The 12,916-nt window shown below is 74.7% G+C and carries 12 protein-coding genes; all 12 read right to left on the bottom strand.

From position 1 onward, the window contains the following. Positions 1 to 14: 14 nt before the first annotated feature. Complete coding sequence (locus KZQ38_RS33050) at positions 15 to 905, bottom strand: homocysteine S-methyltransferase family protein (protein WP_219447950.1); 891 nt, start codon at positions 903 to 905, stop codon at positions 15 to 17. Next, complete coding sequence (locus KZQ38_RS33045; RefSeq protein WP_219447949.1) at positions 893 to 2,038, bottom strand: trans-sulfuration enzyme family protein; 1,146 nt, start codon at positions 2,036 to 2,038, stop codon at positions 893 to 895. The genes KZQ38_RS33050 and KZQ38_RS33045 overlap by 13 nt, the downstream gene beginning before the upstream one ends. Continuing rightward, a complete protein-coding gene (locus tag KZQ38_RS33040) occupies positions 2,035 to 2,880 on the bottom strand; it encodes a class I SAM-dependent methyltransferase (protein ID WP_219447948.1) in 846 nt (281 codons plus the stop codon). The genes KZQ38_RS33045 and KZQ38_RS33040 overlap by 4 nt, the downstream gene beginning before the upstream one ends. A 12-nt stretch (positions 2,881 to 2,892) precedes the next feature. Then, positions 2,893 to 4,146 carry an aminotransferase class V-fold PLP-dependent enzyme gene (locus tag KZQ38_RS33035; protein ID WP_219447947.1) on the bottom strand — a complete coding sequence of 418 codons (1,254 nt, stop codon included), beginning with the start codon at positions 4,144 to 4,146 and terminating at the stop codon, positions 2,893 to 2,895. Further along, positions 4,143 to 4,919: a crotonobetainyl-CoA--carnitine CoA-transferase gene (locus tag KZQ38_RS33030; RefSeq protein ID WP_219447946.1), complete on the bottom strand. Its 777-nt coding sequence runs from the start codon at positions 4,917 to 4,919 to the stop codon at positions 4,143 to 4,145. Before KZQ38_RS33030 ends, KZQ38_RS33035 begins: the two co-directional genes overlap by 4 nt. Positions 4,920 to 5,376: 457 nt before the next feature. Next, a complete protein-coding gene (locus KZQ38_RS33025) occupies positions 5,377 to 6,075 on the bottom strand; it encodes a DUF899 family protein (protein WP_219447945.1) in 699 nt (232 codons plus the stop codon). A gap of 40 nt (positions 6,076 to 6,115) precedes the next feature. Continuing rightward, a complete protein-coding gene (locus tag KZQ38_RS33020; RefSeq protein ID WP_219447944.1) occupies positions 6,116 to 6,817 on the bottom strand; it encodes a winged helix-turn-helix transcriptional regulator in 702 nt (233 codons plus the stop codon). Between the two features lie 65 nt (positions 6,818 to 6,882). After that, complete coding sequence (locus KZQ38_RS33015; RefSeq protein WP_219447942.1) at positions 6,883 to 8,187, bottom strand: ABC1 kinase family protein; 1,305 nt, start codon at positions 8,185 to 8,187, stop codon at positions 6,883 to 6,885. Positions 8,188 to 8,203: 16 nt separating this feature from the next. Next, the gene (locus KZQ38_RS33010; protein WP_219447941.1) at positions 8,204 to 8,845 is read right to left on the bottom strand and encodes an NHL repeat-containing protein; all 642 of its coding nucleotides are present in this window, start codon (positions 8,843 to 8,845) and stop codon (positions 8,204 to 8,206) included. After that, positions 8,845 to 9,744, bottom strand: a complete 900-nt coding sequence (locus KZQ38_RS33005; protein ID WP_219447940.1) for a class I SAM-dependent methyltransferase — start codon at positions 9,742 to 9,744, stop codon at positions 8,845 to 8,847. Before KZQ38_RS33005 ends, KZQ38_RS33010 begins: the two co-directional genes overlap by 1 nt. Before the next feature lie 115 nt (positions 9,745 to 9,859). Next, complete coding sequence (locus KZQ38_RS33000; RefSeq protein ID WP_219447939.1) at positions 9,860 to 11,062, bottom strand: DUF6004 family protein; 1,203 nt, start codon at positions 11,060 to 11,062, stop codon at positions 9,860 to 9,862. A 251-nt stretch (positions 11,063 to 11,313) separates the two neighbouring features. Beyond that, the gene (locus KZQ38_RS32995; RefSeq protein WP_219447938.1) at positions 11,314 to 12,192 is read right to left on the bottom strand and encodes a maleylpyruvate isomerase N-terminal domain-containing protein; all 879 of its coding nucleotides are present in this window, start codon (positions 12,190 to 12,192) and stop codon (positions 11,314 to 11,316) included. Positions 12,193 to 12,916 lie beyond the last annotated feature (724 nt).

The raw sequence follows: 12,916 nt of genomic DNA, 5'->3' as shown, positions 1-12,916 counted from the left end.
AGTCGCGCCCGTGATCACGGTGCCGGCACGGCGGTCGCCGCCCGCGCCGCCGCGATGTGCTCCGGTGTGGTGCCGCAACACCCGCCGAGCAGGGACGCGCCGAGATCCGCGTGCCAACGCGCGACGAGCGACCCGAACTCCGCCGGCCCGACGTCGGCCGGCACGTGCCGGTCCACGTGCCCGCGCTCGGGCAGGCCCGCGCGGTCCTCCACGTTGGGGTAGGCGCCGAACGGTCCGGCACACGCGTCGCCGAGCGCGACCAGGCACGCCTCGACGTGCTCCGGGCGCGTGCAGTTCACCAGCACGGCCGACGCGCCCGCGGCCTCCGCCGCACGCGCCGCCCCGGCCAGGGGCTCGCCGGACAGCAGCCGCGCGCCCGGCCCGCACGCGAACGAGACCCACGTCGGCGCACCCGCCGCGACCGCCTCGCCCACCGCGATCCGCGCCTCCCGCACCGTGTTCATGGTCTCCACCAGCACCAGGTCCACACCCGCCCGCAGCAGCTCCACCACCAGCCAGCGGTGCTCGGCACGCAGCTCGTCGTCCGGCGGCACCAGGTCCGGGCGGTAGCAGTCCTCCACGGGCGCGACCGAGCCGGCCACCCGGACCCGGCCGCCTGCCGAGTCGCGCGCGGCTTCCGCGACACCCACCGCCGCGTGCACCATCCAGGCGAGACCGGCGTCGGCCAACCCGTTGCGCGCCAAGGCACGCAGGTTGCAGCGGAACGTGTTCGCCGTGATCACGCGGGCCCCGGCGGTCGCGTACTCCTCGTGCACCGCGCGCAGCACGTCCCGGTTCCGCCCGTTGAGCACGGCCCGGGTCGTCCACCACGGGGCGGCCACGGGCACGCCGCGCCGCTGGAGTTCGGTCGCCACCGCGCCGTCGAGCAGGGTCAGCTCCGCCATGCCGCTCCTCCGCCCAGCGCGTTCCTCAGGTCGTCGAGCAGGTCCTCGGGGTCCTCGATGCCGATCGACATCCGCACCAGGTCCTCGGTGATGCCCAGCCGGGCACGCAGGTCCGGCGGCACCGGCCGGTGCGTGGTGGTGGCGGGGCGGCTCGCGAGCGAGCGCACGCCACCGAGGCTCACGGCGTTGCCGAACAGGCGCAGGCGGCGCAGGAACGCGCCGACGTCGCCCCGGTACCGGAACGACACCAGCGAACCGCCGCCGGACATCTGCCGCGCCGCGACCTCGTGGCCGGGGTGCCCCGGCAGGCCCGGGTAGCGCACCTCGGCCACGGCGGGCGAGGCGCACAGCTCCGCCACCAGCTTCCCGGTGGTGGCCACCTGGCGCTCCGCGCGCAACGACAACGTCTTCAGGCCCCGGTGCACCAGGAAGCAGTCGAACGGGCCCGGCACGCTGCCCACCGCGGTGCGGTGCGCGGTGAACGCCTCGTGCAGGTCTTCCCGGTCGTGCACCAACGCGCCGCCCAGCACGTCGAGGTGCCCGGCGACGGACTTCGTGGTGCTGTAGAGCGACACGTCCGCGCCGAGCGCGAGCGGGCGTTGGAGGGCCGGCCCGGCCACCGTGTTGTCCACCAGCACGACCGCGCCCGCCTCGTGGGCCTGCCGCGCCACCCGCGCCACGTCCACCACCTTGAGCAGCGGGTTGGTCGGGGTCTCCACCCACACCAGCGCGCCCGGCGGCGCGGCGGCCAGGACGCGGTCCGCCACCCCGGGGTCGGCCAGGTCCGCGTACCGGACCTCCACGCCGCGGTCGGCGACGGTGCCCATCAACGCGTGCGTGCCGCCGTACACGTCGTCCGACACGATGACCAGCCGCCGGGCGAGGACGGCCAGCGCGGTCGCGCCGGCGGCCTGCCCGGAGGCGAACGCGGTCGCGAACCGCACGTCCTCCAGCGCCGCGAGCACCCGTTCCAGGTCCTCCCGGGTCGGGTTCTCGCCCCTGGCGTAGAACCAGCGCACGGGGTCCTGCACGTCCCGCTCGTAGGTCGACGCCAGGTGCAGCGGCGGCACCAGGTCGCCGGTCCCGGCGGGCGGCTCCTGGCCGACGTGCACCAGCTTCGTGTCGAACCTCATGGGCGGGCACCGCGGACCAGCAGGCACCGCGAGGGCAGCCGCACCCCGCCGTCGACGCGGAACCCGTCGGCCGCCTCGGCGAGCGCCTGCCGCACGCTCGGGTGCCGCTCGTCGCCGAACCGGTCGCGCAGCAGGCCGCGCAGCCGCGGCGGCAGCACGTCGAGGGTGAACCCGGCGAACGCCTCCGGCCCGGCCAGCCGGAAGTCCACCACCATCCCGGTCACCACGACGTCCCGGAACCCGGCGGCGGCGAACCCGGCGCGCACGCGCTCCGGGTCGGCCAGCGCGAACGGCCCCGGCCCGTGCGGCGGCGGGTCCAGGGCGAGCAGCCGGGACAGCGCGCCGAAGCCCAGCGCGATCATCGGCACCTCGGCCGGCGGACCCCACACGGCCGCCGCCAGGACACCGCCGGGCCGCAGCGCCGACCGCAACGCGCGCAACGTCGCCGGGACGTCGCCCGCGAACGGCAGCGCCCAGCGGCTGAGCACCACGTCGTGCCCGCCGGGCGCGGCCTCCGCACCGCCCACCAGGAACCGCGTGTTCGCCCGGCCGGCCGCGCGCTCCCGCGCCCGCGCCACCATCCGCGGCGACAGGTCGACGCCCACCACCTCACCGGTCGGGCCGACGACGTCGGCGGCGGTCAGCGCGGGTTCGCCGAGGCCGGTGCCGAAGTCCAGCACCGACTGCCCCGGCCGCACCCCGCCGAGCCGGACCAGCTCGGCGGACACCGCACCCGCCGCCCGTTCGAACTCCCCGGTCCACGCCAGCCAGCCGGCGCTGACCGCGTCCCAGGTGGCGGTCTGCTCGGCGCGGATCGGGTCCGCGTCACTCGTCGCGGTCACGGGGCCTCCCGGTCACAGGAAACGGGTGTCGGGGTGCTCGGTGGTCCAGAAACCCGGGCGCACCGAGCCGAGCGCGTCCACCGCGGCGTCCACATCGGACTCGGTGTTGTAGACGGCGAAGGACGCGCGGACCGTGCCGACGAGGCCGAGCCGGTCCAGGAACGTGCTGGCGCAGTGCACGCCGCAGCGCACCGCGATGCCCCGCCCGTCCAGGTGCGAACCCACGTCGTAGGGGTGGATGCCGTCCACGACGAACGACACGATGCCGCTCGGCGTCTCCTCCGGCGCGCCCACCACGCGCACGCCGGGCAGTTCGGACAGCCGCCGCACGGCGTACCGGACCAGGTGCTCGTCGTGGACGCGCACCGCGTCGTGGCCCAGCCCGCCGAGGTAGGCCAGCGCGGCGGCCAGCGCCACGGCGCCCGCCACGTCCGGCGTGCCCGCCTCCAGCCGCGCGGGGACCGGCACGTACCGCACCGGCTCGGTCGCGCTGACACCCTTGACCGTGCCGCCGCCGACCCGCACCGGGCGCAGCTCGGCCAGCAGCTCCCGCTTGCCGTACAGCACGCCGACGCCCATCGGGCCGTACACCTTGTGCGCGGAGAAGCAGTAGAAGTCGGCGTCCAGGGCACGCACGTCGACGGGCCGGTGCGGCACGGCCTGCGCGCCGTCCACCAGGACCACCGCGCCGTGCCGGTGCGCCAGCGCGACGAGTTCGGCGACCGGGTTGACGGTGCCCAGCACGTTGGACACGTGCGAGATCGCGACCAGGCGCACGCGCGGGCCGAGCAGGGCGGCGAACCCGGCGACGTCGATCCGGCCGCGCTCGTCGACCGGCGCGACGAGCAGGTCGGCCCCGGTCTCCTCGGCGAGCCTGCGCCACGGCAGCAGGTTCGAGTTGTGCTCCAGCCCGCTCACCAGCACCGCGTCACCCGGCCCGACCAGGCGGCGGCCGAGCCCGTCGGCCACGGTGTTCACCGCGTCGGTGGTGCCGGCGGTGAACACCACCTCGTCCGGGTGCCGCGCGCCCAGGGCGGCCCGCACGTCGCCGCGGGCCTGCTCGTACGCGTCGGTGGAGAGCCTGCCGAGTTCGTGGTAGCCGCGGCCGACGTTGCTGTTGGTGGTGGTGTAGTAGGACGTGAGGGCGTCCAGGACGGCTCGCGGCTTGTGGGTGGTGGCGGCGTTGTCCAGGTACGTGCCGCCGCGGTGGGCGAGGATCGGGAAGTCCGCCCGCACCGCGGCGGGCAGGGCGGCGGCGCGCGTCATCCGTGCCCCTCCTTGAACAGGCTCGTGAACCGGGCCACGTGGTCCGGCGACAGCGGGAAGACCTTCTGCTCCGGGTAGGGCCGCCGGTCGGGCGGCGTGTGGCCGGGTTCGCCGCGGTTCGGCACGCGGCCCGCGGTGCGCAGGTGCGGGCCGAAGAAGAACCAGCAGACCTGGCCTACCTGTTCGGTGAGCAGCACCGGGTGCACCTCCACCGGGTACATCGGCAGGTGGGTGCGGGTCGCCCGGAACTCGCCGCTCGGGCCGAAGGAGTGGCCGTGCATGACGTGGCCGAACACGTCGTGGACCACGCGGAAGACGTCGTTGTGGGTCAGCGCGACCCCGTGCTCCACCACCCCGGAGGGTTCGCGCAGCGGGTGGAAGCCGACCGGTTCCCCGGGCCCGTGGCCGACGGCGGTGAGGAACACGTGCAGCACGCCGGACTCCCGCACCCGCCGCGCCAGGTCGCGGGAGTCGCGGTACGGGTTGCGCCGGTCGGCCCACGGCCGCACGTCCAGGCCAGCCGCGCGGATCGCCTGGTACTGCACCAGGTTGGCCTGCTTGAATAACGCATAGCGACCGGCGATCTCGTCGTCCCAGTAGAGCCGCGGCGCGCGGTCGTACACGTCGGCGACCTCCAGGCAGAACCGCTCGTCCAGGTCGAGTTCCAGCCCCGGCACCTCGTCCACCGACCCGGACGACAGGTCGGGGTGGGCGTCCACGTACGACCGGGCCACGGCGACGAAGTCCGCGGCGGTACCGCGCGCACGCCCCACGTTCCCTCCCCGCGCACCAGGGTTACGATTCTTTTTTCAAGTAAACCGTAGCACGATCCGGTGCGCCGGCCAGCCGCCCGGAACCGTGCGGGGGCAACCGGTCGACGCCGACCGACCGCGGAACCCGCGGCGGACCGGTCGACGCCACCGGACGCGCGGGCGGCTCACCCCGCGACGACCGGCCACCTCGGCTCAGGCGGGCGGCCCCACCGCACAGCAGCGCGGGAACGCCCCGGGCCGGCCGCCCGGATGACCGCACGGCCCGCCCGGAACCGGTGTCAACCCGCGCGGCCGACCGGGAACCGGTGCCAACCCCGCGCAGCCGACCGGGAACCGCTGCCTGCCCGCGCAGCCGACCGGGAACGCTGCCAACCGCGCGCCGGCCGCGACCCGCTGCCGGCCCGCGCAGCCGACCGGGAACCGGCGTCAACCCGCGCGGCCCCGCCGCGAACCGGTGTCAGCCGCGCAGCCGGCCCGCGTAGTGGTTGCTCGCGTACCAGTCGCCACGCCCCTGCGGCAGCAGGTCGAGCACCTGCCACACCGGGGAGTACAGGTCGATGCCGCGCTCGCGCTCCTCGTCGCTCCAGTCGGCGAACATCGTGTAGAAGTGCCGCACACCGCCGTCCACCCGGCGGAACACCGAGATGCCCGGCCGCAGCGTCCCGTCCGGTCGGACCGCGCCCAGGTCCCGCCCGAACGACGTCCCACCCGCGGACACCAACCGCAGCCCGTCCCAGCCGCGCCGCCTGCCCCACGCCCGCAACTCCGGCACGGACGCCTCCGCCACGACCGCGAAGGCCGTGTGGCGAGCCAGGTGGTGGGACACGCCGTGCAAGCCGTCCACCCACATCGAGCACATCCGGCAGGCTTCGCGCTGACCCGGCCCGAACATCAGGTGGTACACCACCAGCGTCGCGTGGTCGCCGAACAGGTCCGGCAGGCCGCGGGTCACCACCGGTTCGTCCAGTCCCGGGTCCGCCGGGCCCTCCGCCAGCTCGTAGTCGCCCAGCCGGGCGCCGGACGGCAGCGCACGCCGGGCGCGGGCGACGGCCTCCACGGCGTCGCGCAGGTCCCGTTCGGCGTGCCACAGCTCCGCCCGCGCCCGTCGGTACTCCTCATCGGCGTCCACCGGCCACAGGCCCTCGGGTGTCGTCACCGGGGCGCACCTCCAAACGGTTGTCGGGTGTTCGTCGGGTTCAGACCGCCTCGACGGGCGTCGACCGCTTCGGCGACCGGGCCGCCATCCCGGTCTCCAGCCCCAGCACCTCGCAGCACCGGACCACGGCGTCCATGTCGCCTTCCAGCGCCAGCCTGCCGGTCACCATGGCCAGCAGCGGCGTCAGGCGGCCGGCGCCGATCTGCACGAACGTGGCGGCGTCGGTCTTCGCCACCATCGCGGGGTCCTCGACCGGGCCCTTCACCGCGCGGGCCCGCCCGCCGGACACGTCGATGTGGAACACCTGGTCGTCCACCCGGAACTCGTACCGCTCGTCCACATCGGACACCTTCGCCGGGTCGAGCATCGCCTCCACCGCCAGGAAACCCCAGTGCGGGCGGACGGCGTCCTCCGGGCGCAGGTCGCCGACGAACTCCATGCCCCACCGGGCGAGGCCCAGGACCACCGGGCGCAGCTGCTCGCCGACCGGCGTCAACGCGTACGCCAGCTGCGCGCCGGTGCCGCGGACGTCGACCTGCTCCACCACGCCGCGCTCCACGAGGAACTTCAGCCGCTCCGCCAGCAGGTTCGTGCCCAGACCGGGCAGGTTCGCCAGGATGTCGCTGTAACGGGCCGGGCCCATCAGCAGCTCGCGCACGATCAGCAACGTCCACCGCTCGCCCACGACGTCGAGTCCCGACGCGAGGCCGCAATACTGCTGGTAGGTACGCTTGGTCGACATGGCCCGCCCCTTTCCGCTTCCACCACTATTGTGACCTAAAGCGGATCGCCGGCTCGTGGTTTCCGTCAGCGACCCGCCGGGCGGGCCCCGAACAGGCCCTTGACCAGCACGGGCTTCGCCGCCTCCTGGAAGTCCGCGCCGGGGTCGAGGTCCCGGATGGTTCCTTCGATGACCAGTAGCGACAGCAACGGGAAGATCAGCTCGGGCGCGGCGTGCACGCCGTGGCCGCGCTGGAGGTCGAACATCTCCGCGGCGAACGAGACGAGGCTGAACTCCTCGGCGGACCGGCCGTGGCTGCGCACCACCAGCTCCGCCATCCGCGGCAGGAAGCCCGCCACGTCGGCGTCCGGCGAGAGCCCGGTGGCGCTCTCCACCACGATCTCGGCGGCCCGGTCGCCCCGCCCGGTGGCCATGCTCATGAAGAACTCCGCGAACAGGCGGCGCAGCTCGTCCGAGAGCTGCACGCTGAACCCCGCGTCCAGCACCACCACGTGCGCCGAGCTGGTGAAGTACAGGTTGCCGGGGTGCATGTCGCAGTGCACGAACCCGTCCACGAACAGCATGTGGTAGATCGCGGCGAGCCCGGACGCGGCGAACCGCCGGCGGGTGGCGGGCGAGCACCGGTCGGCGGCGCCGGTCTCCAGGCCGCCGATGAACTCCATGACGATGCAGCGCGGTCGGGTCGCCTCGCCGTACACCTCCGGCACCCACACCCGCGGCACGGCGGCGAGGTTGCGCCGCAACCGCCGCAGCGCCGCCGCCTCGCGCTCGAAGTCGAGCTGGTCGAACACCGCGCCGGTCACGTGCGCCACGACCTCGACCACCGGCACGCCCCGGAACACCGGCAGCTTCGCCACGAGCGCCGCGCCCCGCCGCATCAGCACCAGGTCCAGCGTCATCACGCGCTCCACGCCGGGCCGCCGCAGCTTCAACGCCGCCCGCCGCCCGGTCCGCAACCGGGCGCGGTAGACGCACGCCACGCTGCCGCTCGCCACCGGTGTCCGGTCCACCTCCCGGAACAGGCCGTCCAGGTCGTCGCCGAACGCCTCGACGAGCGCCCGCGCGGTCTCGGCGTGGTCCATCGGCGGCACGTCGTCCTGGAGCACGGCCAGCTCGTCGCACAACACGGGCGGCAGCACGTCGCGGCGGGTGCCGAGCACCTGCCCGGCCTTGACGAACGTCGGGCCGAGGCGGATCAGCAGGGTCGTGGCACGCCGGCACAGGTGGCGCAGCGCGGCTTCCCGACCGGAGAACGCGCCCCTGACCAACCCGCCGACGAGGGCGGGCGCGAGCACGACCAGCAGCACGGCGGCCACCCGCGCGGCACGCAGGGCCAGCGCGAGGCGTGACGGGGTGGCGCGGTCGGGCATCGGTCGCTCCCCCGGTTCAGGCGTCCCCGCTGATGCCGGGCACGGCGATGGCCCGCAGTTGCAGCGTGGTGTGGTCGCAGTACCAGATCCGGCTGCCGTCCCAGGCGATGCCGGTGGGGTTGCCCGCGACGTCGTAGCTGGCGACCTCCCGCCGCAGGCCGAGGTCGACCAGGTTGATGGTGCCCGCCCGGTGGTCGGCGTAGGCGACGAACCGGTCCGACGCGGTGAGGCCCGCGACCGGGCGGCCGACCGGGATGGAGTCGACCAGCTCGCCGGTGTCGGGGCGGCGCAGGTCGAGGACGCGCAGGTCCTCGTAGCCGAACCAGATCCCCTCGTGGGTGGCCTCCAATCCGCACAGCACGTTGCCGGGGCGCGGGTTGGGCAGCTCCACGACGGTGGCGCCGGTGTCGGGGTCGATCAGCCGCAGCGCCCGCTCCGCGCCGACGACCTGGACCAGGTTGCCGGCCACGGTGGTCAGGTCGGTCCGCACGCCGGGACACGCGACGCGGCGCTCGACGGCCCCGCTGACCGGGTCGAGGGCCATGATCTGATTGGACACCGCCTCGGAGAACCACAGGAACTCGCCCGACCAGGTCAGGCCGCACAGCTTCAGCGCGCGGACCGGGATGTCGCGGACGGTGCCGACGGACATGGGCATCAGGCGCTCCTTCGGCGGGAGATGGCGCAGTCCAGCCGCCACCCGAGGACGTCGCGCACGGCGGCGGAGCGCGGCGGCGGCAGCAGCTCGGCGACCACGTCGTCACCCGGCCGCACGGGCGTGTGCCGGACCGGCCACGTCCACACCGCCCAGTTGCAGCCCGGGTAGGACGGGAAGTTCGACAGCGCGACGCCGTCGGCCAGCTCGGCGGTGAAGTGGCCCATCACGGCGTGCAGCTCGCCGGACCGGTCGATCGGCAGCGGCGCGGCGCGGGTGGGCCGGCCGCCGCGGGTCGTGCCGACGGCGGCGTCCACCACCGGGACGTGCGCGCTGAGCAACCGGGGTGCGCGCTGGAAGAAGTGCAGCTGGGGGCCGGGCGGCGCGCCGGCGCGCACCGCGTCGAGCCGGTAGCCGAGGTGGTCGTCCCGCCACACGCCCCACCCCTCGCCGTCGAACTCGATGGCGGTCAGGTGGGTGGTGAGGCGGCGCGGCACGACCCGACCGCCGGGCGCGAGGTTGCGCCGCGCGACGGCCGCGACCAGCTCGACCATCTCCTCCTCCGGGCCGAGGTTGCCCATCAGCTCGGCGACCACTACGTCCGCCTTGCGGGGCAGGCGCACCACGCGCGCGTCGCCCTGCACGACGGTGACCCGGTCGCCGAAGTCGTTGTCGGCGGCGATCCGCTCGGCGAGCGCGGCCATCCGGGGGTCGGCTTCGACCGCGTACACGTGACCCGCACCGTGCTTGAGCGCCAGCACGGACAGCACCAGCGTGCCCGCGCCCACGTCCACCACCACGTCACCCGGCCGGACGGCACGTGCCAGGGCCCGGTCGTAGGCGTCGATGCGCACGCGGTCGCCGAGCATCACCTGGTGCATGGCGAGGAGCCGGGCATCCACGCGGCGGCCTCCCTCTTCTCGACCGGGTGCGCGGTGGGGTGTCGTCCGGCGAGCCGGACGACACCGAATAATGCTATTTGGTTTTAAACCAAGACCGCAACCGGGCGGACCGGCGTCAGATGTTGACCGCGGCCGTCTCGCCCACGTGCGCGTCGCGCATGGCCAGCGACACGCCGGTCAGGCGCGCCCGCACCTCGTTGCCCGTGGTCACCAGCGGTGCGTCCGCGCCGTCCATGCGCAGTTCGGTGCCGGTCGCCTCGACGTCGCGCAGCTTGCCCGCCACGTGGACGGAGTTGTCGGCGTAGAGGGTGCCCTGCGGCGTGCACAGCTCGAAGTTGGTGTCGATGTGCAGGTCGCTCGGGAAGCTCACGCGGCTCAGGCTGTCCTCGGTGCCCTCGCCCAGCGTGCCGCCCGACACGCGCGGCCACGACGCGCGCAGCATGACCCGGCCGCCCAGCTCGGCGCAGTGGCCGCTGACGGCGACCCGCGAGAGCTGCGCCAGCACACCCGGTCCGTCGCTGTGCTTCTCCGGGCCGAACAGCAGGACTTCCGCGCCCGCGGCCTTGCGGTAGTCACCCGCGAGGTCCACCCGCACGGTCTTGCCGCCGACCTCCAGCTCCAGCTGCCCCTCCAGGGTCACCTGCATGATGAGCGACGGGTCCACCAGCATCGACATGCACGGGCCCGCGCTCGGGGCGAAGAACACCTCGGGCGTGATGCCGATCGGCTCGTTCTCGTCGTTGGCCGGGTACCACGCCTCGGGCAGCGTGGTGCCGCGCACGACGTTCGGCGCCTGCACGACCTCGAACGGGCCGTCACCACGCGGGTTGCCCAGGTACGGGCCGGTCAGCGGCTTCTTGAACGGCGGCACGCTGTCCACGACGCCGTGGATGTCGATGACGTTGCGGTGCGCCAGCCGCAACGTGCTGCTCTCCAGGATGCCGAACCGGCGGATGTAGAACTCCGCCGGGAAGTTCTTGCCCGGCACGATCTGCCGGACGTGGCCCGAGTTGGGCAGGAACGGGTTGGACAGCACCTGGAGCCGGTCGTCCAGTTCGTAGCTGAAGCCCTTGATGCCGACCTCGGGTGCGCTGATCAGCTCGGTCTCGAAGGACGCGTAGCCCTTCTCGTCCACCGTGTGCTCGAAGCCGGGCATCGGCCACTTGTTGAGCTGCACGAAGCCGGAGAGGTTGATGGTCTCCCGCCGTCCCGCGTAGTAGTCGTCGCCGAAGACCACCGTGGCGGCGGCGAGGATGTGCGGACGGATCGGCTTGGGCTCCAGGTTCAGGGACTCGTAGGTCTCCTTGGAAAGACTCAATCCAGACACCTCCAGCGTCTGTCGAGTTGGGACCGCGAGTGGCGCGCTGCCCCGGGGGCACGCGAGGCGGTCAAACTCAGCTACCTCCCATAACGCTATATCTTTCTTAAGTATTGTCAAGCGGTCGGGACGGCAGGCGCGGACCCCTCGGCGACGGGTGCGGCAGGCCCGACTTCCCCGCCCTGCCGGTGGGGGGAGCACGGATGACCCGCGGCGGTGGGCGGCCGAACCCCGGGCGACGGCTTCGGCGGTCAGGGCGTGCGCATTCCCCGCAGGTAGGAGACGGCGGCCCAGGGGCGGCGGCCGGTGGCGACCAGTTCGCCGGTGGCGAGCGCGCGGGCCAGTCGCCTGCGGCGGAAGACGATGAGCATCAGCGCGGCCGGCTCGAACCGGACGCGGGCGTCCGCGTGGCCGTCCGGCGGCTGCGCGGACGCCCGGCCGCCGCCGGCGGCGAGCACCACCGGCGCGGTGTGCCGGGACCGGAACTCGATCGCGACCCGGCGGCCACCGCCGGCGGCCGGCGCGCCCCCGAACAGCCGACCGGGCTCGTCGGTGCCCAGTAAGCGCACCAGGAACAACTCGAACGCGAGCGCCGCGTCGACCGACGAGATCCGCCAGCGCGACCCGCGTGCCCGCGCGATGTCGTGCCCGTGGATCAGGATTTCGTTGAGCTGGTGGGCCAGCACCGCCGCGACGGGCAGGCGCGCGCCGCCCAGCCAGGTCGCGGGACCGCGGGGGTCGAGGGTCGCGCTGCGGTCGAGCAGTTCCGCGACACCGTCCCGCAGGTGGTCGGCCAGCGCGGCGGGCGTCCGGTCGGGGAACACGCGCAACGCCACCTCGTTGAGGTGCGCGATGTCGCCGAGCGTCGTGCCCGGGACCAGCCGGTCGACGTCGGGGACCCCCAGCGGCGCGGTCGGGTCGCGCAGCACGCCCGCGTTGAGGTGGGCCACGATCGCGGTGTGCGCGAGGGTTTCGGCGGCGGTCCAGCTGCCCACCGCGAGCCGGGTCGGCGGTGGCGCGGAACGCGCGAGGTCGGCGAACCGGTCGCTCGCCGACCGCAACGCGGCACGCAGCCCCTGCCACCGCTGTTCACTGAGTTCGAGCTGCACGCCCACCTCACCGAGAGCCATAGTTACTTGAACTACAAGTAGTCCCGCATCGCTCCGACACCACGCGCGCGACGTGCCGTCGACGCACGACGATGACACGGGTGGTGAGCGCTCCGTAACCCGGGGTCGAGTGCCGGCAACGCGGACGGCCGATCCGGTGGCCGAGCGGACGACTCCGCGCGGTCCGGGCGCGGGACATCGCGGCAGCCCGAGCCAGCGGCAGTTTGAGCAAGCGGCACGACGCGTGCCGGCGAGCCGGCGAGCGCGGGGGCCAAGCGCGAGAACACCGCGCCAACCCAAGCAGGCGGCAGCGCGGGCGCGTGCCGCGGGAGGGCAGCGCGGCGTCGGCGGGCGGCGCGGGCGGGCGGCGCGGCGTCGGCGGGCGGCGCGGGCGGGCGGCGCGGGCGGGCGGCGCGGGCGGGCGGCGCGGTATGGCGCGGTGTGGCGTGGGCGGCGCGGTGTGGCGTGGGCGGCGCGGTGTGGCGTGGGCGGCGCGGTGTGGCGTGGGCGGCGCGGTGTGGCGTGGGCGGCGCGGTGTGGCGTGGGCGGCGCGGTGTGGCGCGGCGTGGGCGGCAGCGGCGTGGGCGGGCGGTAGCGCGGCACGGCCGAGCGGGCCGGTGAGCGTGGTCCAAGCACGCGGCGGGGTCAGGGCGTGGGTGCCGGTGTTCCGGCGTGGAAGGTGAAGCGCTCCTCGTCCCCCTCCCCCGTCGTGTCGACGACCGCGGTGCGACCGGGTTCCAGCTCA

It is taken from the genome of Saccharothrix obliqua (assembly GCF_019375475.1).
In the GTDB taxonomy this organism is placed as follows: domain Bacteria; phylum Actinomycetota; class Actinomycetes; order Mycobacteriales; family Pseudonocardiaceae; genus Actinosynnema; species Actinosynnema obliqua.
Note: the sequence above shows the minus strand (reverse complement) of the source record. Positions and strands in the feature narration are given on the sequence as shown.

Excerpts from the sequence above, each read along its gene's own strand:
- KZQ38_RS33050 (WP_219447950.1), bottom strand. The coding sequence starts at position 905 with ATGGCGGAGCTGACCCTGCTCGACGGCGCGGTGGCGACCGAACTCCAG.
- KZQ38_RS33045 (WP_219447949.1), bottom strand. The coding sequence starts at position 2,038 with ATGAGGTTCGACACGAAGCTGGTGCACGTCGGCCAGGAGCCGCCCGCC.
- KZQ38_RS33035 (WP_219447947.1), bottom strand. The coding sequence starts at position 4,146 with ATGACGCGCGCCGCCGCCCTGCCCGCCGCGGTGCGGGCGGACTTCCCG.
- KZQ38_RS33020 (WP_219447944.1), bottom strand. The coding sequence starts at position 6,817 with ATGTCGACCAAGCGTACCTACCAGCAGTATTGCGGCCTCGCGTCGGGA.
- KZQ38_RS33015 (WP_219447942.1), bottom strand. The coding sequence starts at position 8,187 with ATGCCCGACCGCGCCACCCCGTCACGCCTCGCGCTGGCCCTGCGTGCC.
- KZQ38_RS33010 (WP_219447941.1), bottom strand. The coding sequence starts at position 8,845 with ATGCCCATGTCCGTCGGCACCGTCCGCGACATCCCGGTCCGCGCGCTG.
- KZQ38_RS32995 (WP_219447938.1), bottom strand. The coding sequence starts at position 12,192 with ATGGCTCTCGGTGAGGTGGGCGTGCAGCTCGAACTCAGTGAACAGCGG.